The organism is Ehrlichia ruminantium (assembly GCF_009728835.1).
Taxonomy (GTDB): domain Bacteria; phylum Pseudomonadota; class Alphaproteobacteria; order Rickettsiales; family Anaplasmataceae; genus Ehrlichia; species Ehrlichia ruminantium_B.
In genome coordinates, this window is the sequence record NZ_CP033455.1 from 182,353 (window position 1) to 205,296 (window position 22,944).

13 protein-coding genes and 2 tRNA genes are annotated in these 22,944 nt (G+C 29.0%); 9 read left to right on the forward strand and 6 right to left on the reverse strand.

Translation table 11 applies throughout. The features are described 5' to 3' along the window. The first annotated feature begins 288 nt into the window (after window positions 1–288). The 3 genes from EDL80_RS00580 to EDL80_RS00590 all read left to right on the forward strand — a co-directional run bounded on the left by EDL80_RS00580 (window position 289) and on the right by EDL80_RS00590 (window position 1,042). Entirely contained in the window at window positions 289–588 is a 300-nt protein-coding gene (locus EDL80_RS00580) for an integration host factor subunit alpha (protein WP_158406281.1), read from the forward strand. Between the two features lie 10 nt (window positions 589–598). Next, window positions 599–973 carry a MerR family transcriptional regulator gene (locus tag EDL80_RS00585; RefSeq protein ID WP_158406282.1) on the forward strand — a complete coding sequence of 125 codons (375 nt, stop codon included), beginning with the start codon at window positions 599–601 and terminating at the stop codon, window positions 971–973. Then, window positions 964–1,042: transfer RNA gene (locus EDL80_RS00590), tRNA-Pro, on the forward strand. Before EDL80_RS00585 ends, EDL80_RS00590 begins: the two co-directional genes overlap by 10 nt. 1,277 nt (window positions 1,043–2,319) lie before the next feature. Here EDL80_RS00590 and EDL80_RS00595 read toward each other — a convergent pair. Beyond that, window positions 2,320–2,407: transfer RNA gene (locus EDL80_RS00595), tRNA-Ser, on the reverse strand. A gap of 244 nt (window positions 2,408–2,651) precedes the next feature. Here EDL80_RS00595 and EDL80_RS00600 point away from each other — a divergent pair. Beyond that, window positions 2,652–3,512: a TRP47 family tandem repeat effector gene (locus EDL80_RS00600; RefSeq protein ID WP_158406283.1), complete on the forward strand. Its 861-nt coding sequence runs from the start codon at window positions 2,652–2,654 to the stop codon at window positions 3,510–3,512. Window positions 3,513–4,743: 1,231 nt separating this feature from the next. Then, window positions 4,744–4,962, forward strand: a complete 219-nt coding sequence (locus EDL80_RS05010; RefSeq protein ID WP_158407107.1) for a hypothetical protein — start codon at window positions 4,744–4,746, stop codon at window positions 4,960–4,962. A gap of 451 nt (window positions 4,963–5,413) precedes the next feature. Here EDL80_RS05010 and trpS read toward each other — a convergent pair whose 3' ends face one another. Both trpS and EDL80_RS00610 read right to left on the reverse strand, forming a co-directional pair. Further along, window positions 5,414–6,412, reverse strand: a complete 999-nt coding sequence (gene trpS, locus EDL80_RS00605) for a tryptophan--tRNA ligase (RefSeq protein WP_158406284.1) — start codon at window positions 6,410–6,412, stop codon at window positions 5,414–5,416. 182 nt (window positions 6,413–6,594) lie between these two features. Continuing rightward, a complete protein-coding gene (locus EDL80_RS00610; protein ID WP_158407081.1) occupies window positions 6,595–7,191 on the reverse strand; it encodes a nucleotide exchange factor GrpE in 597 nt (198 codons plus the stop codon). Between the two features lie 113 nt (window positions 7,192–7,304). On the opposite strand from EDL80_RS00610, the gene ribD reads away from it, so the two are divergent. Continuing rightward, on the forward strand, window positions 7,305–8,435 hold the full coding sequence (ribD, locus tag EDL80_RS00615; RefSeq protein ID WP_158406285.1) for a bifunctional diaminohydroxyphosphoribosylaminopyrimidine deaminase/5-amino-6-(5-phosphoribosylamino)uracil reductase RibD: 1,131 nt from the start codon (window positions 7,305–7,307) through the stop codon (window positions 8,433–8,435). Window positions 8,436–10,575: 2,140 nt separating this feature from the next. Next, entirely contained in the window at window positions 10,576–11,409 is an 834-nt protein-coding gene (locus EDL80_RS00620; protein WP_158406286.1) for a hypothetical protein, read from the forward strand. A gap of 1,528 nt (window positions 11,410–12,937) precedes the next feature. On the opposite strand, the gene EDL80_RS00625 is transcribed toward EDL80_RS00620, so the two are convergent. Together EDL80_RS00625 and secG are read right to left on the reverse strand one after the other, a co-directional pair. Next, the gene (locus EDL80_RS00625; protein ID WP_158406287.1) at window positions 12,938–14,560 is read right to left on the reverse strand and encodes a CTP synthase; all 1,623 of its coding nucleotides are present in this window, start codon (window positions 14,558–14,560) and stop codon (window positions 12,938–12,940) included. A gap of 6 nt (window positions 14,561–14,566) precedes the next feature. Then, window positions 14,567–14,902 (reverse strand): preprotein translocase subunit SecG, encoded by a 336-nt coding sequence (secG, locus tag EDL80_RS00630; protein WP_158406288.1) that lies wholly within the window; start codon window positions 14,900–14,902, stop codon window positions 14,567–14,569. A 1,838-nt stretch (window positions 14,903–16,740) separates the two neighbouring features. Between secG and EDL80_RS00635 the strand changes: the two genes are divergently transcribed. After that, the gene (locus EDL80_RS00635; RefSeq protein ID WP_158406289.1) at window positions 16,741–17,670 is read left to right on the forward strand and encodes a tyrosine recombinase; all 930 of its coding nucleotides are present in this window, start codon (window positions 16,741–16,743) and stop codon (window positions 17,668–17,670) included. Window positions 17,671–19,176: 1,506 nt separating this feature from the next. Here EDL80_RS00635 and EDL80_RS00640 read toward each other — a convergent pair. Then, window positions 19,177–19,863, reverse strand: coding sequence for an ABC transporter ATP-binding protein (locus tag EDL80_RS00640; RefSeq protein WP_158406290.1), 687 nt, complete (start codon window positions 19,861–19,863; stop codon window positions 19,177–19,179). A gap of 798 nt (window positions 19,864–20,661) precedes the next feature. Between EDL80_RS00640 and EDL80_RS00645 the strand changes: the two genes are divergently transcribed. Beyond that, complete coding sequence (locus EDL80_RS00645; RefSeq protein WP_158406291.1) at window positions 20,662–22,938, forward strand: NADP-dependent malic enzyme; 2,277 nt, start codon at window positions 20,662–20,664, stop codon at window positions 22,936–22,938. Window positions 22,939–22,944: the final 6 nt, after the last annotated feature.

Here is a 22,944-nt window from a genome sequence, read left to right on the forward strand (position 1 = left end):
TTTTGCTGTTGTACAGGGAAATGTTTAGTTTTAGAACGTGCTGATGTATTGATCATTCTGATGATTAGTGAGTGTATATGGTCTAGTATGTGGGATTAAACCTTTATGTGTCCATATTATAAATTTAGTAATGATCTAGTACTGGTGAGTAGTTTAATGTTGTACGATTGTTTATTGTAGTTATCAATATTGAACTTATAACACTGGTTGTCTATTTTAGAATATAAGCTTGAACTTTTTATGTGATAATATAGAATAAAAAGAGTGTTAAGTTTGAAGATATGAAATATGACTGAGACTCTTACCAAATCCAAGATAGCAGAAGTGATAAATAGAGATATAGGCTTATCTCGAGAAGATGCTGCATCTATTGTTGGAGAAATTCTAGACGAGATGATGAATGCGCTAGCAAAAGATCGTATATTGAAGATATCTTCTTTTGGTACATTTAAGTCTTATAAGAAAAAAGCTCGTGTTGGTCGCAATCCAAAGACTGCTGAAGAGTTTATTATCAAAGAACATAATACTGTGTCGTTTTATCCGTCAATACTTGTAAAACATTCTATAAATGATGATTCAGGAGAGTAAGGGTAGATTGATGGCTAAAAAGGGAGTGTGTCAAAACAATAATACTAGGCTTCAAACAATAAGTGAAGTTGCAAAGAATTTGAATGTTGAGCAATATGTTTTGAGATTTTGGGAGGAAAAGTTTCCTCAAATTAGTCCAATCAAACGTCGTGGTAGGAGATTGTATAGTCAAGTTGATATAGATACTTTAAAATATATTAAGTATTTGTTATATGATAAAGGCTATAAAATCAAAGGTGTTCAACAGGAATTGAGTAGTGTTAATACTGCTGCTATTGCTAAAGATAATTGTCAACAGGGAATGGATACAGAAGTGTTAACTAAGTTGTTAAATGATATGTTGGATTTAAGAGATAGTTTACTAAAAAAAATAAACGGAGTGTAGCGCAGTCTGGTTTAGCGTGTCAGTCTGGGGGACTGGAGGTCGTGGGTTCAAATCCCATCATTCCGACCATTTTGCTATTTTACAATTTTATGGGAATATGATTTCAGTTGTAGTGTTTTGATTTGTAGAATATACATGCTTAATGTATTTAAATTGATTAATACTTTTTTACTATGTTAACTTTGGTGTACCACCTTTATTAAAATTGAATTATATCGTAGTCAGTATATTGTATTTTCTAATTTTTGTGAGCTGAATGATAAGAATAACAGTGTAAGGTTATGAGTGTAATCAATATTTGCAACATTTAATGATCCAGGTATTAAAAAGGTACTTCATATAGTATTGAGTATTTTTATTATAGCTATAAATACTACCGCTCATTACATAACATTGTGCTGCTTCAGTATGCAATAGAACCATCAGACCTATGAAATCACAAGTTTAATTAGTATTGAACATTATGTTAACGATTCAGAGATTAAAAAAGTTCTTCATATAGTATTAAATATTTCTGTTACATATACTACTGTGCATTACAATAACCATTATGCTACTTCAGTGATGCAATAAAACCGTTAAACCTTATAAGGTTACGAGTTATTAGTATTGAACATTGTATTAACGATTCAGGGATTAAAAAAGTTCTCCATATAGTATTAAATATTTCTGTTGCATATACTACTGTGCATTACAATAACCATTATGCTACTTCAGTGATGCAATAAAACCGTTGAACCTTATAAGGTTACGAATTATTAGTATTAAACATTGTATTAACGATGCAGGGATTAAAAAATTCTCTGTATAGTGCTAAATATTTCTGTTACATATACTACTGTGCATTACAATAACCATTATGCTACTTCAATGATGCAATAAAACCGTTAAACCTTATAAGGTTACGAATTATTAGTATTGAACATTGTATTAACGATGCAGGGATTAAAAAAGTTCTCCATATAGTATTAAATATTTCTGTTACATATACTACTGTACATTACAATAACCATTATGCTGCTTCGGTTATGCGATAGAACCATCAAGCCTTAAATTTGTTAGTTTAGTCAAGAGAACTGTTTTTTATTGGTACAGTTTAATAAATAAGTTAGCAACTGTGTATAATTTTGTAGTAAGAGTTGTATGTTATTGTAGCATTATTACTTTTTTATAGCGTCTCTTTTTTCTTTATTGAGTTTAATAATTCCTTTATTGATTAGTAAATGAAGACTTATTATTCTTGATTAAGTGGAGCTTGTGTTTGGTATGATTTTTTTGCTAGCTGATTAACCTGAAATTCATTGTAGTGGATTAACAAACAACGTTAGTCTGCTATTGTATTAGTGCGGATGGAGTGGGATTCGAACCCACGGTACGCTATTAACGTACGTCAGTTTTCAAGACTGGTGCCTTAAACCGCTCGGCCATCCATCCAACTCACTTTTAACATAATATTTTAAATAGTGCAATAGCTCTTTGTTTTGATAAATTATTGATAGATATTAATGTATTATAACTATAGGTAAAAATATTTAATATAAGAGTTACTAAACTTATAACTTAGCTATTATAGGAGTTGTATAGTGTGACTTATTTACTATACAAGATTGCTCTTAAAACAAAATTAACACACTAAAATGTATAATATAAGTATGCTACTATACTAATAGGTTATTGTATGATTCATTCAACATCAGAAGATTGTATGCTTCATTTAACAACAAAAATTGACAATGTTGATTTTGGTAGTGATTTAAGTGTTTATGGTAACGATCAATTTTCTGTTTCAAGTGGTGGTCTCAGAATGGACGTTGGATATCATAAACATGATCATGGCCATGAACATGAACATGAGCACGAACATGATCATGATCATGGAGCATATCATGTCATGTTTATAGATAATAATAATGGCCATATACTTTCAGATTTTCATGGTGTTGTTGGTAAGCATATTATGCTTGATGTACTAAATCATAGTCTGCAAGCTTCTTTTATAGTAAATTTAATGGAACCTTTTTCACCATTTTTGCATAAAGAAAATTCTCATTTTGCTCTTAATGTTCATCCTGTAGGTGAAGATTGCTATAACTATCATAATGATGGTAATCATGAAGGTCATACTCATATTGATCAGGTAAATATAGGTGCAGCTGTTCAAAATGTACTTGGATCTAATACTGCTGTAGAAGCAACTACACCTCAAACTCCTCCAGTTGAATCTAGTAGATCTACTCAAGATGTGACTAGACCTAATACTGCTGTGGAAGCAACTACACCTCAAACTCCTTCAGTTAGATCTGATGGTGAACCTGCTACTCAAAATGTACCTAGATCTGGTACTATTGTAGAAACAACTGAATCTCAAGCTCATTCAGTTGAATCTAGTGGATCTACTCAAGATGTGTCTAGATCTGATGCTGCTGTAGAAGCAACTACACCTCAAAATCCTTCAGTTGAGTCTACTAGTAGATTTGGAAATAACCAATTTACTTTTGGCCATCGTGATGCCAACGAAAAAGTATTTGCTAATTTATAAAACATAACAAATATATGTAGACAATCGTTTCCCTAAATAATGAGACAATACTTGATCTTAAGTATATGAATAAAAGGACTTACCTCCTATAGTGTAACTAATATATAGGAGGTAAATCTTTTCGTGTGTTAATTACAAGATATTAATACTATATTTTTTTAGAAAGATATAGTATTTTTTATTATTAAAATGATATAATAATAAAAAATTCATTATTTATTTAGTATTATATTTATATAATCTACAATAATCATTGATTGTTATTTAGAAACTTAAAGTTAAATTTATGAATATCAGCTTTAAAAACATATAATGTTGGATACTTTTTATAAAATTTGAGTATTAATAAATAATAATGAATGTTGTTACGTTTAATTATTTAATTGATTATAATAATCTAAAGTTGCTATTAAATAACTTTATTTTTAGCAAATATAAGAAAATTGTTATTAGATCATTTTTATAGCAAATATGTCTCGACTATATAAATTTTATATGTACATTTCCTTTGACATTGACACAAATAGATATGCAATTTGTATACAGTATCTTCTTGATCGAAATAAATAAGCACAATTTAATGTTAAAATTATTACTTGTTATATTTGGTATATAAGTAAAGTCGTAAAATACTATTATCGGGTTTAAATATTATATTTTGGAAATTTTTATACTTGATATTAAACTCGTTAAATGTTGGACAAATATTGTCTGATTATGCAAACTGCGGATATTATTGGTAACTAGTGTTATTGGAATAACATTTTGATTTATTATTATTCTTAATGAGAACTTCAGTTTAGAAGTAAAAAACTTATATTATTTTTTGTAAATATCGTATGTGATAAGTATGTATAATGTTAGTGCTCATATTATAAAGTTGTTATTGTTGTACTCTAAATTGCACTAAAGTTTATTTACTTACTATAATAATATAATTAATCTTTGATTTTCTTAAATATGAAAATTATTTGATTTCTAGTATAAGGGTAAAATTAATAAGCTAATTAATAGCTTATTAAAGATGTTGATTTCTTTTTTTGTTTTTGATTGTATGATGACCCATTATTAAATGTTGTGTATGTTTTTATTTATTACAAAAGATGTACAATAATTCTTCAAAAAAGTGTATTTATGGTTTTTAATAAGTAATAGTAATCTAAATACATCTATAATCCTTGGTACAATAATTTTTGCTTTTTGAAAATATGTATATCTGCGTGTTATCTCTGTGAGTATATTATTCTCAAATGTTCATTTTTATAGTGTTGTTGGCAAAAATATTATACTTAATGTACTAAATCACAGTTTACAAGCTCCTTTTATAGTGAATTTTATGCAATCTTTTTCACAGTTTTTATATAAAGAAGGTTCTAATGATATTGATATATTATCTCGTAATAACCTTGATATGATAGAATTTACAATCTTAATGTATATAGTACTGTAAACTAACACGGGGCATACTGTTTATAATACCTCTTAGATACATTAGCCTAATGTGAGTATTTCATTTTTGTTATGTTTGTAGAAAAAATACAATTTTATTATTAATGTTCTTATAGTAAGTATGCTATCTTTTGCTGTAATTTTTTTAGTTTTGAGAAATCAATGATAATACTGTTTTTAGTAATATTATAAAGTAGCTTAATGCATAATTAATAATTATCTAATATAAGCAACTTTCTTTAATAACCTTTCTGACTTCTTATTATGTGTTTATAGGAAGAAATACAATTTTGCTACTTAAATGTTCTTATAGTGAATGCTTGCTGTATTTTATTATAATTCTTTTAATTTTTGGGATTAATTATAGTCCTACTTGTGCTATTAAAATGGCTTAACGTATCATTGATAATAACAAATATAAACTTTTATAAATGAATTTAGTATTGGTAGTACTACCAATACCCTACAATCTTTTTGATTTCTATTATATGCTTATTTGCAATAGACGCAGCCTTATTATTTCCTGCTGTTAATATACTATGTAAGTGTGTTGTATCTTCTAGCAACTCTTTCAATTTTTGCCGTATTGGAGATATATTGGTAATAATTAATTCTGCTAATTCTTCCTTGAATTGTTTTGTACTGAGGTTTGCAATGTTAACACATATTTGTTCTATACTGATGTTTGAAAGTGTAGCATATATGTTAACAAGGTTTTTTATTTCAGGTCTATTATCTAAGTTTGTAATGTCAAATCCTACAATAGAGTCGGTGGTTGCTTTGTTGATTTTTTGAGCAATTGAATCATTACTGTCTTCTAAATTTATACGTGAGTAGTCTGATAAATCAGATTTACTCATTTTTTTCTTCCCATCTCTTAAACTCATAATTTTTGCTGATTCTTGCATAATTAATGGTTCTGGAAGTTTAAAGTACTCTATGTTGTATTTTGTATTGAAAGCTTGAGCGATATCTCTTGCTAATTCTAGATGCTGTTTCTGGTCAATACCTACAGGTATTATATTTGCTTTATAAAGTAATATATCTGCAGCCATTAATACAGGATAGCTATATAGACCTAAAGAAGCTGTAGATACCTTGTTACGGCTTTTTTCTTTGAATTGTGTCATCCTGTTCAGCTGTCCCGTTGAAGTAATACAGCTAAATATCCACATTAATTCGGCATGTGCAGGAACGGCGGATTGTGAAAATAGTACTGAATTTTCTGGATCTATCCCGCACGCTAAGTATGTCGCTAACGTACTTATAGAATTATTTTTAAGGTCATCTGAGTTATAAGCCTGAGATGTTAGAGTGTGTAAGTCAGCAAGAAAAAAAAAACATTTATATGAATTCTGTAAAGACACCCCATTACGTATAAAGCCTAAATAGTTTCCTAGATGTATGCTACCAGTGGGTTGTATACCAGATAAGACAATAGGTGTGGACATAACTTTACCCCTTGTAAATAAGCACACAATTTTACAGTATATTTCTACAACATACAACAAATAATGTAATAAACTTAGTAAATATATATAGTAAATAGTGATTTATTTGAATAGAGATAAAATTTAAATATGTACTTAAAATATATATTATTGAAGCTAATACTTGAACACTATTCTGTAAATCATTCTTCATGTTGTCTGGATACAATTACTGATGCTGGACGCAATAACTTGTCTTTAATTATATAACCTGACTGTACTACGTGTAAGACAGTTCCATCGGGTTTTTCTGTGTCTATCATTTGCGATACAGCTTTGTGAAACTGTGGATTAAATATTTCCCCAATTGGATCTATCCTATTGATATTATGACGCTCTAAGGTGTTTAATAATTCTTTGTAAGTCATTAATACACCTGCATGAATACTATCATCTTCATTTAAATTTTGTAATGATGTTTCTAAGTTATCACAAGAGGTTAGTATATCTCGAGCAAAGTTAGAAATTGCATAGATGGATGCTTCATCTATATTTTTCTGCATAATGCGTTTAACATTTTCTTTATCGGCAACTGCGAGACGAAATTGATGTTGAAAATGTGCTAACTGTTGTCTTAACTTTTCTAATTCCGATAAATCTTCACTTAATTTTTCTTTCTTTTTGTTTAATTCTGCAGCGAATTTTCTTTGTGGATTTGCTTTAGGTGGAGCTTGTTGTTCAGTAGGTTTAGAATTATTATCTTGTGGGTTTTGTGTACTGTTAGGAGCATTATCAATCATACTTATCAAACATTATTTATAAAATCTAAACAATATATAGTAGTATTATAGGAAAATATCAAGGGTGATAAGTTTATTAATATAGTTTTCTATAATTATTAGTTGTTAATATTATGAAGTATTATGATAAGAAATTTATGTCTCTAGCTTTAAGGCTTGCAAGACGTGGTCTAGGAAATGTATTTCCTAATCCTGCAGTGGGGTGTATCATAGTAAACAATGGGGTAATAGTAGGTCGTGGATGGACACAAGTGGGTGGTAGACCTCATGCGGAAATTGTAGCGTTAAATAATGCAGGCTGTATTACAAAAGGTGCTACTGCATATGTTACTCTTGAGCCATGTTCTCATTATGGAAAGACTGGACCATGTGTATTAAATTTAATTAATGCTGGTATTAAACGAGTGGTCATTGCTACTAGTGACCCTGATATGCGAGTAGCAGGTAATGGAATAAAATTGTTACGTTATGCTAATGTGGAAGTAGAATGTGGTGTAATGCATGATGAAGCTAGAGCATTAAACATTGGATTTTTTTATAGTAAAATTAAGAATAGGCCTTTTATTACAGTTAAGATAGCGTCTACTTTAGATGGCAAAATAGCTTTGAGTAATGGTAAAAGCAAGTGGATTACAAATGAATTAACTCGTACTTGGGTCCATAAACAGAGGTCAATGTATGATGCGGTTATGGTTGGTAGTAATACCATTGTACAAGATGATCCTATGCTAAATACTAGAATTCCTAGTTTAGAATCTTATTCTCCAATCAGAGTTGTTGTAGATCGTTCTGGTAAAGTATCTAATGATCATAATATAATCAAGAATGCTGATGTTATTCCTACATATATTCTTACAAATAATGTTGTTAAAACAACATTAGGAGCTGCAAATTATTTAATTGTTAATGCTGGTGATAATTTCCTAGTAGAGTCGATGAAACTTCTTGTTAAAAAAGTTGGGATCACTCGTTTGTTTGTTGAAGGTGGTGGTATTTTAATCACAGAGTTGTTGAAGAATAATTTGGTGGATCAAATTATATGGTGTAGGTCAGATAAAATTTTTGGTAGTAATGCGATTCCAGCAATTTGTAATTTAAGTATTGTTGAGTTACAGTGTGTGTATAATTTTAAAAGAGTAAATACATTATATTTTGAAGGTGACATAGTGGATATTTTAGAATGTACTGAAAATAGATTTGTTAGCAATGAAAATATTAATAAGAATATGTTAGCATTTATGTAATGATAAATAGCTAAATTGTTATAGCTTTAGGTAATACTGATTAAAAGTATGGAATGGGTTAAAATCTGGGTTTAGTAGTAGATGGAATAGTCATTTAGTAGTGTAATCTATTAGTTTAAGTTGCTTTATGTATTAGATTAAGTGTCATTGATGTATAATGATGTAAAAATGTTGTTGTAGAGTATTAACAAGTAGTGATAGTTGTGTGTAAGTGTTGTCAAAATTCTATAATAATTTAGAGTACATTAAGGCATATTAAGTGAAGTTGAGAAGTGTGGGAGATTTAATGTAAAAATATTCGATATGTGACTAGTAAATGTGTTCTGGTAAGAGACAGCTATAATAATGTATTTTTAAGATGTCTATAAAAAACTAGCATATGTACACACCAATCTAGAATTATGTGTCATACAAGACTGATGAATTACATAATAGTGTATTGACTCCACATATCTATATTAATGCTGTTTATTAGTCTGATATATGTTGAGAATATTGAGTGGTATTATATGCAGCATATTGTAAAACCGTTAATTCTTGATATATAAGACTATGATTATGTGTTGTTTAAGTGTATTTAATATGAATATATTTAAGTTCTACTTAATATAGCTAAAAAACCAGCAATTTTATGACGTATAATGTGGTTGTTATTAAATGAAAATTCTATGAATAGTGTATTCAGTGTATTATGAAATATATTAATTTATATGTGTAAGATTATATGTTGTGTTATTCAAATATATTTGATGTGAATAGATGAAATTCTACTTACACGCACTAAAAAACTAGCGGTTTGATCAATATAATATAGTGATTATTACGTAAAAATTTTGTGAGTGATGTATACAGTATCTTAAAACATATTAGTCTTATATGTATAAGGTTATAGGATCTGTTATTATAAATATATTTTATGTAAATAATTGAAGTTCTACTTAATTATAATAAAAAAACTAGTGATTTGATCGATATAATATAGTTATTATTAAGTAGAAGTTCTGTTAGTAGCATATGTAACATGTTGTAAAGCATGTTAATTCTATATGTGTAAGACTGTGTAGTGTATGATCCTAATATATTTGATGTAGATGAGTGAAGTTCTACTTAATATAACTAAAAAACTGACAATTTTTATAATGTAATATGATTATTATGCAGTAGAAGTTCTGTTAGTAGCATATGTAACATGTTGTAAAGCATGTTAATTCTATATGTGTAGGATTGTGTAGTGTGTGATTCTGATATATTTGATGTGGATGATTGAAGTTCTACAATTAAAAAACCGACAATTTTAGAATATAATATAATTATTATGCAGTAGAAGTTCTATTATATAAGAGGCGACACAGAATATTATAATGGAATTTTATTGTAAGTACTATGATTCCTTAAAGTTTTGTGTGTAGATATTGCATATATAACTGTTGCATGTAATTCTAATGTATTACACTTCAAATGTGGTTTTTATTAGAAGCTAATATGCCTATATGCTGTACTCTTATTCTTTGTCTTATAGTTTCAGTTTAAAAGGTGTGTGTTGTTTGTGATTAGTCCATTAGATTTATGTTTATTGTGTCTTGATATTATACTGACAATATTTTAAACAAAAGTCTGACTTGATTTGTATATTTGGGTATAAAGTTGTGTATTTTTGTAAAGTCATTTGTTCGATGTGGTATATAGGTTAAATAAGTTATACACTTCTTATTCTCAAAGTATTAATGCTCTTGAAATGGTTAATTTGTCTATAGGATTGCAGTATTAAAATATCACTATTTATTTTGCTTACTATGATATCAAAAAAGGGTTTTTATAGCATATATTTGGTTTAGAAAAATTTTGCTAGATATATGCATGTAATGATCCCTAATAATTGTGTATTGCATATAAGAGTTTTAATCTTTGAATCATTTAGCATTAGAAATAAATAGTATCTTATGTTCCAGTGTAATTGGTGATGTCATTATATAAATTTGTAGTTTATATTAATTGAAGTGTATTACTGCGTGTAACTTTAAATAAAAGTTCTTTACTCCAAATATGTTATTAATATATACTAAAAATGGTTATGTTGGTTTTGATAGTATTACAGTATTGGTAAGTATTACTATCTTATCTGATGAGGTGTGAAAAGTATATGTTACATGGTAGTGAAGAACCTATTTTCTCTTTTGCCAATTATGAAGATGAAAAGTTGGTATTTAGTGGCTTGAATGATACTGATGATTTGGATACTCAACAAAATAATGTGCAAGCAGATGATGTTCAAGTCTCTGAAGGACTTGAAAGTGAAGGCTTAATAGCTGATGACTTAAAAGATGTTGCTGATTTCAATGCTCAACAAGATTATGTACCAGAAGGTGATCAGGTACCTGAAGGACTTGAAGGTGAAGGCTTAATAGCTGATGACTTAAAAGATGTTGCTGATTTCAATGCTCAGCAAGATTATATACCAGAAGGTGATCAGGTATCTGAAGGACTTGAAGGTGAGGGCTTAATAGCTGATGACTTAAATGCTAAACAAGGTAGTGTTCCAGAAAATTATGTGCAGCAAAGTGAAGAGGGTAATGAAGGTTATCCTGTTGAAATTGCTAAGCCAGTATCTGTAAATAATATGGAAATTGATGTTGTTAAAGTACCAATAGAAGGTAATGTAGTAACGGCGGATAATCTATTTATAGACCTTTCCCATGGGACTAATGCACTTGCTGGCTTTCTTAATAATATTAATCATTATGATTTGAATAAAAAACAGGATATTGCTAATAATGGGCAAGTTGTTAATACGATGAATCTGTCTGATGGTAAAGGCCATATGGAAATAGAAAATACATCAAACAATATTGTTGATAATAATGGTCATGATTTATTCAGTGTGCACAATATGTTGTTGTTAGGTGGTGTTTTTGGTGTATTAAGTTCTGTTAGTCATTATGGTCACCCATGTTGTTGTGACGGGTACTTTTTTTAGCAGTTATAGTTAAGGTTTCTGCGTATATGTGAACATGGGGTGCAGTTTTTTTAAGGGGGATATTTGCCTGTAGTTAGCATAGATACTAATTTATATTGTGAGAAAGTTGAAAAGTATATGCTGTTGTAGCGTACTTTAAGTTGGTAATTGTACTCCATGTTTATTTAGGTGCCATAACACACTTTTTGTGTATAAGGGATAGTAGAAAAGGCATGTTAATTCTGGAAAGTTGTCGTGTTTTTTATAACTGGTTAATAAGTATTTTTTTATAATGTGTGAAGTTTGTTTTTATTAAATAGGTTGTGAGTTATCATTAATAGTATGTATGCTTCCCTATGTTATATTTTGAACTGAATTTTTGATGAATCTAAGTAGAAAGTTTAAAATTCAATATCTTTATTTTTATTTCTTTAATAACAAGGAAAAATTATAACAGGTGTAAAGTTTGGTTTATATGGTAATAAGTATCATGTAAAGATTTTATGTACTTAATGTACGAAAATATTAATGAGTGTTACTACATTATGTTTTTATTATAGCAGTGTAGTTTTATATTTTAATTTGCTGTTGTAGATAAGCTTAAGTAATGTATAAAGTGAGACTTAAACAGTACCTAATCTTAAGAGGTTTATAATGGCATGTGTTTTAGTAGGTTATGTATATTTAATGCGTGATCTAAGTAGGAATAAGTGCATAATAGTATACTCAAATCTAAATGGGTGCCTTTGTATTAGCAGTGGATATTAAATATCGATGCTTATAGAACAGCTGTTTTTTTGATTAGTGGTACAGTGTTGTATGGGTAGTATATAAGCAAGCGTTATGGTTAAGTAGCAGTAAATTCTAGGGAAAATTGTGTTCCAAAAAATAATGAACGATGTATATTCAGAAATTTCTGCTAGGCTATATATAGTTAATATGTAATCTTAACAGAATATTGCATATGTGGTTTTACACTTTTTGATTTTTTTGATACTCGATACAAGGTTGTATGAACGATATAAGTAATAAGTGAGATTCAAAAAAAGATTTGATTAAAGTTCTAAGAAAAGTTGTATACTAATAAATATGATGAGTAATGTATATCGAGAATTTCTGCTAGGCTATATAGTTAATATGTAGTCTTAACAAGAATATTGCATATGCAGATTTTACTCTTTTTGATACTCGATACAAGATTGTATAAACGATATAAGTAATAAGTGAGATTCAAAAAAGATTTGATTAAAGTTCTAAGAAAAATTGTATACTAATAAATATAATGAGTAACGTATATCGAGAATTTCTGCTAGGCTATATAGTTAATATGTAGTCTTAACAAGAATATTGCATATGCAGATTTTACTCTTTTTAATACTCGATACAAGGTTGTATGAACGATATAAGTAATAAGTGAGATTCAAAAAAGATTTGATTAAAGTTCTAAGAAAAATTGTATACTAATAAATATAATGAGTAACGTATATCGAGAATTTCTGCTAGGCTATTAGTTAATATGTGATCTTAACAGAATATTGCATATGTGGTTTTACACTTTTTGATTTTTTTGATACTCGATACAAGATTGTATGAACGATATAAATAATGGGTGAGATTCAAAAGGACTTGATTTAAACTCTGGATGAAATTGTACACCAATAAACCATGGATGATTTTTTAGTTCTATCACTTCTGCTAGACTATCGCTATTATTGTGATGCGATTTTCCAGTAAAAACTAACCCATGTTCTTCTAGTAGATCTTTATATTGTAGATTAACCGTATATCTGTGTCTTCTTCTTTCATTGATTACTGTTTGTTTGTATATGGAAAAAATTTTTGAATTTGGTTCTAAATAACATGGATGTGATCCTAGTTTCATACTACCACCAAGATCTTTCTGTAATTCTGGTAATTGATGTATGATGGGATTTTTGCAATCAAAATTGAATTCTGTGGAATTGACATCCTCAAGATTTATGACATTACGTGCAAATTCAACTATAGCAAGCTGCATGCCCATACAAATTCCCAGAAAAGGAATATTGTTAATACGTGCATGTTGTATAGCAGTTATCTTGCCTTCTATGCCATCATCACCAAAGCCTCCAGGTATTAGAATAGCATGCACATTATCAAATGTATTGATCATTTCGTTCTTTAATGAACGTGAATCTACCCAATGTATAGATAACTTGATCTTATTATGAATAGCTGCGTGTTCTAGTGCCTCAATTAATGATTTATATGCATCTAACAGCTTAATGTATTTTCCTATTATTGCAATGGTAATTGTGTTTGTTGCTGTATGTGAAATATTTAATATGTTTTCCCATTTTTCTAAATTTGGTTCAGGGGAAGTAATATTGAAATGTTTTAATATTTGTGTATCTAAATTATACTGATGGTAAGAAATAGGTAGCTCATAGATGTTCTGAACATCTAATGCAGGGATAATATTTGTTGGAGATACATTGCATAGATTAGCAATTTTGTCCCGTTGTTCTTTTGATAAGGGTATCTTACTTCGGTATAATATTATATCTGGTTGTATTCCTACAGAGCTTAATTCTTTAACAGAATGCTGTGTGGGCTTGGTTTTTAGTTCCATTGTTGCACTAATGTACGGGACTAACGTTAAGTGTACAAACACTGTGTTATTTTTGCTAAGCTTATAGCCGATTTGTCTTATAGACTCAAGAAAAGGTTGACTTTCAATATCACCTACGGTGCCTCCTATTTCACAAATTACAAAATCTAACGTGTCAGTATTATGTAATATAAATGAGTTAATTAGATCCGTTACATGAGGGATAATTTGTACTGTTTGTCCTAAATAATCGCCTTTTCTTTCTTTGCTTAATAAATTGTGGTATACTTTACCAGTAGTTATATTATCGTTTTTTGTTGTTTTAACTCCGGTAAAACGTTCATAATGACCTAGATCTAAGTCAGTTTCTGCTCCATCATCAGTTACAAAAACTTCACCATGTTGAATTGGACTCATTGTACCTGGATCTATATTTAAATAAGGATCTAATTTCCTTAAACAGATTTTAAATCCTCTAGCTTGTAGAAGTGCTCCTATGCTAGCTGCTGCTAGTCCTTTTCCTAGAGATGACACTACACCTCCAGTCACGAAAATAAATTTAGTTGACACCAGATTGTTCATACAACCTTATTGATTAAATGGTACGCTGTCTTCATTATGCTCTACAGTGGGAAGGTCAGTAGGTGTCTTATTGCTTATTGCTGCGATCCTCTTTACAACAGATTCTTTATGTATACTTTTAGCATTAACTCCTACTAGAAGCACTGTATTTATTATAAAAGCAGTAGCAATGATAACAGTAAGTTTTGTAATGAAGTTTGAAGGTGATCTGGTTGTAAACATTGCATCTAAATTGTTTTGTGTATTGCCAAAACCACTTAAATTATCAGATTCTGGAGGCTGTAATAACACTAAAACCACTAGGAAGAATACTAACACTAATTGTATCACTGTTAAAAACATATAAGTACAATAACACTATTATTAAATATGTGTTAACTTATACATTGTTTGTTATGTTAAGTCAATGTATTGTGAAGCCTGTAAAAGGTATAGTATATTAAATAATAATATATCATGTATATTTTTTAATTAGTTTATTTTGATATTTAATAAAATAGCTTTTAGCTATTTGTTATGTAAATATTTGCGTTAGTAATTGTTACTTGGATGAACTTTGTGCATACTTTAAATGATGGTGCTTATGAATATCATAGTTAATTGATTATGTGCTAATATCGTGCATCTCCGGCTGTGGATTTCTGTTATGTACTATGATTTTTTATATTTAAGAATTTTAATTGATGATTTCTAATGATTTTAGTATGTTTTCTATATTTATTGTTACTATAGTTTACCTTTATAATGTTGTTTTGTTTTCGACTGTTAATTTTGTAAATTGTTGGTAAGTTTTGTTCTAAGTATATGTTACATCTTTGGTTATTCATTGCAAATTATTGATCACTGATAATCTTGTAGTATGTCATACATTGTGCTTGTTTTTTATGTGTAATGTTTTAGTGTGTCAATGTAGAGCCTTCTAGGTATGTAATTTATTATTGATTTCTGTAGTATTATTTATGGGTGATAATCTGGTGATTTGAATGGTAAATTTGTCGCCTGTGATATGGATAGCATTTTCTGTAATATAATTTTAGTATTATGATTGCAATTTGTTCTGAATATATGTTACATCTTTGGTTATTCATTGCAAATTATTAATCACTGATAATCTTGTAGTATGTCATACATTGTGCTTGTTTTTTATGTGTAATGTTTTAGTGTGTCAATGTAGAGCCTTCTAGGTATGTAATTTATTATTGATTTCTGTAGTATTATTTATGGGTGATAATCTGGTGATTTAAATGGTAAATTTGTCGCCTGTGATATGGATAGCATTTTCTGTAATATAATTTTAGTATTATGATTGCAATTTGTTCTGAATATATGTTACATCTTTGATTATTCATTGCAAATTATTAATCACTGATAATCTTGTAGTATGTCATACATTATGCTTGTTTTTTTATATGTAATGTTTTTAGTGTGTAAATGTAGAGCCTTCTAGGTATGTAATTTATTATTGATTTCTGTAGTATTATTTATGGGTGATAATCTGGTGATTTAAATGGTAAATTTGTCGCCTGTGATATGGATAGCATTTTCTGTAATATAATCTTTTTAGTATTATGATTGCAATTTGTTCTGAATATATGTTACATCTTTGGTTATTCATTGCAAATTATTAATCACTGATAATCTTGTAGTATGTCATACATTGTGCTTGTTTCTTATGTGTAGTGTTTTATAAATGTGTATTATATTTTGATATGTGTTAAAGACTGGGAAAAGTACCTGAAATAAATCTATTAACTTTATGTAGAATTTTGTGTGATTATTAATTACCATTTTCAAATGTGCTGAAGGAAATGTATAGATTACACTTGGTGTACAGTTATTATTTATCCTTTATAGAATATGTTATGTAATAATGCTATATGTTATGATGTACTAAATGTGAAGGGTAGTGTTAAGGAAATATGTTAACTAATATTCTAGATTATTATGCACTGTCTTTATACATAAGGACATTATAAATATGAATTAATATTTTGATGATATGTTTGAATATAACAGTGATTGATCATTACTTATATTATTATTTATACTGTTATCTTTTTATTATCTGCGTTAACTAAAGAGTGCAGAATGTATTGGATACATTAATTTGTATAGTGTTTTAGTTATGCAATAATGATTTTTTTGTATGTGATGTAGAAATGTTTATGTAAATTATAAGTATGAATAATGAAAAGTATGTTGAAGCTTTTCTTGCAGCAATAGCGGCAGAGAAACATATATCTTATAATACTTATCAAAGTTATATGGTTGATTTGTTAGACCTATGTAAGTTTTGTAATGATAAAAATCTTGCATTGACGAAAGTGTGTGTTAGTGATTTACAGGATTATGTTAGGTTGATGTATGAAAAAGAATATAAATCTAGTACTATATCAAGGAAGATATCAGCTATTAAAAACTTATATAAGTTTTTTTATAAAGATAATATAATTTCATGTGATCCTGCATTGTCTGTTGATTTTCCTAGATTATCTCGTTCTCTTCCAAAAGCTCTTGGTATTGATGAAGTAAGTAGGTTACTTGACATGGCAGCATTAGATTGTTCTCCAGAGGGACGAAGAACTGATGCGATTATTAATATATTATATTCTTCTGGTATGCGTGTTTCCGAGTTAATTTGTTTGAAACTCAATGAAATAATAGAAGCGTTAAATAATAGTGATACTGAAATATCTCATATAAAAATTCGAGGAAAAGCAAATAAAGAAAGAATAGTATTATTGAATTCATCAGCAATAGTAAGTATACAGAAATATCTGGAAGTGTATCGATGTTTTATTCCTAATGGACATGAAGTATCTCAATGGTTATTTCCTGGTACAAAGTTTGATCATCCAATTACTAGACAAAGAGTTGGTCAGTTACTAAAAGAGTTAGGTGTAAGTGCTGGGGTTGATATTACTAGAATTTCTCCTCATAAGCTTCGCCATTCTTTTGCAACGCATTTGTTAAATAACGGATCAAACATTATTTTTATACAAAAAATGTTAGGACATGCTAGTCTGTCTACTACACAAATATATACCTATGTTGCTAATGAAAAATTGAAAAACATATTACTTAAGTGTCATCCTTTGGGGAATAAATAATTTAGTATATGGGGTGAATTAACTGGGATTATAGATAGATTGTTTGGTAAATTATAAGGCAATATAAAATTGGTATATTACATATTAGTAATATTTGATACTTATTACACTATAGTGTTAGCAGATTTAATGTTTTGATTATATTACTAAAATCAAGAAATAATTATTGTTATATATTGATGGTGTGTATTGCAATAATACAAATATTGATAAGAAAAATTTATAGTTAATATCTGGAGTATTAATGTGATGACTAATCCTCATTAAACTTGTGAGTATGAAGTTTGAGAGTTTTATTGTATCACTGAGATAACATAATGGAATGGTATTCTATTCTATGTACGGGAGTATTTATGGATATAATAAAAATATTTAGTGCTATGTATAGAGCGTTTTAGTATCTAGAATATTGGGTATTACCTATTACTGATTAAACTTGTGACCTTGTAAGGTTTAAGGGTTTTATTGTATCACTAAAGCAACATAATGATTATTGTAATGTACGGTAATATTTGTAGCTATAATAAAAATATTTAGTGCTATGTATAGAGCATTTTAGTATCTAGAACATTGGATGTTACCTAGTACTGATTAAACTTGTGACCTTGTAAGGTTTGATAGTTTTATTGTATCACTAAAGCAACATAATGGTTATTGTAATGTACGGTAATATTTGTAGCTATAATAAAAATATTTAATGCTGTATAGAGCGTTTTAGTATCTAGAACATTGGATGTTACCTAGTACTGATTAAACTTATGGCATTGTAAGGTTTGGTATTTTATTATATACCTATCAGTGGAAACAGTTGTTATTTCGCATGTAATAGTATTGTAACCGTAATGGAAATATTTAAAACTATCTAGAAAATTTGTAGTAAAATGAATTATTTGGATTTTAGTGCGACATTTAAAATTTTATATTTATTGTAGTGATAGTACTATAAGTTAGAATTGTTTTTGTAATATGTAATTATATTATAATTGTGACAAACATTTTGCAAATTGTGTGACAACAGAACAACAAGGATTAGTCTAAATAAATATTTGTTATTTGCTTAAGGTAGGGTTAAATAGTTTCGGTAGAGTTATTTTTGTGTTTTTTTTAATGTGCATAATGTTGAGGGTCATGGACATTTGAGTATTTGGACAAAGTTTAAAAAGATGCAGTGTTATGACTAGTAAAATCAAATAATTTTCTAGTTATTATAAAAGATAGTATGTAATGATATTTTAAAAAACTTTTAATAATATTATAGCATGCGATTTGATAAAAAGGTTAATAGTTTGCGAAATATTTAGTAATATTTACATTGTTACTAAAAGTTTAGGTGTGATATTTTGTTACTTGGGAATCAATAACTTTGTTTTTACAATTATACTATTTAGATATTGTTTATTCTTGTTTTAGTATTTAGCAAAAACGTGTAGAAATATTTATAGATCAATATTAATTTTTGGTGTTTACGTATATTAAGCAAAGTCTGTTATTAAATGTTATAAAGGTTTAGTAGTCTGTGTAGTTTTTTAGAGTACCAGAGTTTATTTGAACTATCCTATCTGCTTTTTTTGCTAAAGTATGGTTATGTGTTGCTAAAAATACAGATATATTTTTCTCTTTTGCGTATTTATGTAATAGTGAAAATACTTCAAATGCTGTGTCATTATCTAAGCTTCCAGTTGGTTCATCTGCTAATATTATAGCAGGACAGTTTATTAGGCTTCTGGCTATTGCAACACGTTGTCTTTCTCCGCCAGAAAGTTGTGATATTGACATAAAAAATTTATCTTGTAATTTTACTAATGATAAAAGCTCCATTGCATTTTTCTTTGCTGTTGTATTAGTTTTACCTATGATTATTTGTGGAAGCATTACATTTTCTAGTACAGAAAATTCTTGTAGTAAGTGATGAAATTGATAAACAAATCCTAAAAAGTGACGACGTAAGTAAGTCTTTTCTCGATCTGAAGTTTTAACAGAACATTCTATATTGTTGATAAAAACACTACCTGAAGATGGAGTGTCTAGTAAGCCTGCTATATGTAATAATGTACTTTTACCAGATCCTGAAGGACCTATTAATGCAACTATTTCTCCTTTTGTTATTTGTAAATTTGCATCTGTTATTATAGGTATTTGGTTATTTTTGCCAAAACTTTTACTAATGGAAGATAAAGCGAAAACTACAGACATTTTCTATTGCATTATAGACTATCTAGAATTTTACTATTAAGTGTATAGTAGTTGTCAAGGTTATTGTGCTAAATACAAAGGTTTTTTTATTAGTTATAATCTAACATTGCTTGACGTATTTATATTCTGTCACGTACACATATTAACCTAAATGTTTAATTGGTAGTTGTGTTAGAACGGTATTTTAAGTATCCGTTGATATACTTAATTTACGTTAGATATTTTGTGTTGTAGTGCTGATAGTGTGTAAATGATGGATTACAATATTGTTATAACTGTTGTAAATACAATTAGTTGTGTATTTGTAAAATATTGAAAAAAAAAAGCAACAACTAAGAGTTAAGTTAATATTCAGATACTATTGATATAGAATAGATATGTATTACAGGTTTTATTTTTTGAAAAGGTTAGTACGATAAATTTAGTGTTAATATGTTGTGTATGAATGTTCTCTAGAAAAGAGTATTAACCTATGGAGATTTTCTATAGTGTACTGTACAAGGTAGTTCTGAATATTCTGGAATCAATATTACATAATAACAATAAGTATAGAGTTCAGTAGAATGGATATTTTAGTGATCAGCTTTAATGGTTAAATGTTAGGTGATTTTATATAAAATATATTAATAAGTCATTTCTAGTAAATCAGTTGTTATATTGGCAGTATATTTTGTTGTTGATGTATTGACTCTTAAGGATCTGTTAATACTTATGTAACATTTTGTTAAAACTTGACATGTTATGCTGTATAACAGTATACAAATTAGGCTTTTAAATAAGTGTTGATGAGTATGTTCTATGGGTGATCTTAAAAATAATGGTTTTGATGAAAAAAAAAGGGAAGCACTAGAGTTTCATTGTAAGGGTTTAAAACCTGGTAAGGTTTCTCTCATGCCTACTAAACCTTTATTGACACAAAGGGATCTATCCTTAGCATATTCTCCTGGTGTTGCAGTTCCGTGTTTGGAGATAGCTGAGAATCCTGATTTGGTATACCAATATACTGCACGGGGAAATTATGTTGCTGTAATTTCAAATGGTACTGCTGTACTTGGTTTAGGTAATATAGGGCCTTTAGCTTCTAAACCTGTGATGGAAGGTAAAGCGGTTTTGTTTAAACGTTTTGCTGATATTGATGCGATAGATTTAGAAGTAGATACTTCAGATGTTGATGAATTTGTCAATGCAATAAAATATTTGGGGTTGAGTTGGGGTGGAATAAATTTAGAAGATATAAGAGCACCAGAGTGTTTTATTATTGAAGAAAAATTGAGTAAAATAATGGATATCCCTGTATTCCATGATGATCAGCATGGTACTGCTATTATTGTTTCTGCTGGTCTTATTAATGCTCTCGATATTACAGGGAAAAACATTAAAAATGTTAGAATTGTTATTAATGGAGCTGGAGCTGCAGGTATTGCATGTCTTGAAATGATAAAATTAATTGGTGTTCCTGCTGAAAATATAACCTTGTGCGACCAAAATGGGGTTATATACGAAGGTAGGCAGCTTGGCATGAATGAATGGAAAGCAAAACATGCAATTGATACAAAAAATAGATCTTTAAAAGATGCTTTGGTAATGGCTGATGTGTTTCTTGGTTTGTCGGTAAAAGATGTATTAAGTGAAAGCATGCTTTTATCTATGAATAAAGATCCTATAATTTTTGCTTTAGCAAATCCAGATCCTGAAATTAATCCTGATGTTGCACGTAAAATACGACCTGATGCAATAATAGCGACTGGTAGATCAGATTATAATAATCAAGTTAACAATGTTATGGGGTTTCCTTATATATTTCGTGGTGCATTAGATGTACAAGCAAGATGTGTTAATAATGCAATGAAGGTAGCTGCTGCTAATGCTATTGCTATGTTGGCACGTGAGTATGTGAGTGATGAAGTATCTGATGCTTATGGTGGTAGGAAAATGAATTATGGAAAGGATTATATTATTCCTACTCCATTTGATCCGAGATTGATGACTGTAGTTTCTCCTGCAGTTGCAAAGTCTGCTATTGAATCTGGAGTTGCGAGAAAGAATATAGAAGATTGGGATGAGTATGTAAAACAATTGGAATCAAGATTGTCTTCTACTTCTAATGTACTTAATATGATGTACAGTTCTGTTAAGCGTGATCCTAAAAGAGTAATTTTTTCAGAAGGTGAAGAAGAGAAGATCATTAAGGCTGCTATACAATGGCGTAATCAGGGTTATGGTGTACCTATACTTGTTGGACGTATTGATAAAGTGCATGAAGGTTTTGATCGATTAGGTATTAAGAATATGGAAGGGATAGAAATTGCTAATGCAGCAATTTCTGAAAATAATCATAAATATACAGATTATTTGTATAAACAGTTACAACGTGAAGGATATTTGTATAGAAGTTGCGTACGCGATGTTAAAACTGATCGTAATGTTTTTGCTGCATGTATGCTTGCTTGTGATGATGGGGATATTTTGATTACTGGTGTAACGAGAGGATATACTGCTTCTATAAATGATATACAGAAAGTAATAAAACCTAAGGGTGTTATGTTTGGACTTTCAATTATTGTCATGAAGGAACGTACTATATTTATTGCGGATACTGCTATACATGAGTCTCCTACTGCAGAACAGATTGTTGAAATAGCAATTCAGGTATCTATGCAAGCTAAAAAAATGGGTCATGAGCCTCGTGTAGCTTTTATTTCTTCTTCAAATTTTGGTAGTCATTCTCAAAAAGATGCTAGGAGAATGAGAAAAGCTATTGAGATTTTGGATAGTTATAATGTTAATTTTGAATATGATGGTGAAATGTCTATTGATGTTGCATTGAACCCAGAATTATTAACATTGTACCCTTTCTGTAGGCTGACTGAATCTGCAAATATTTTAATTATGCCGACTATGCACAGTGCTAGTATATCTTCTAAGTTATTGGGAGAAGCAACTGGTGTTTCAGTTATAGGACCTATTTTAGTAGGAATGGAAAAACCTGTACAAATTGTACAGATGTCTTCTTCTGTTTCTGAAATTCTTAATTTAACTGTTTTTGCTCCTTCAGTTGGTAATAGTGGGTCTTAGTTTCTA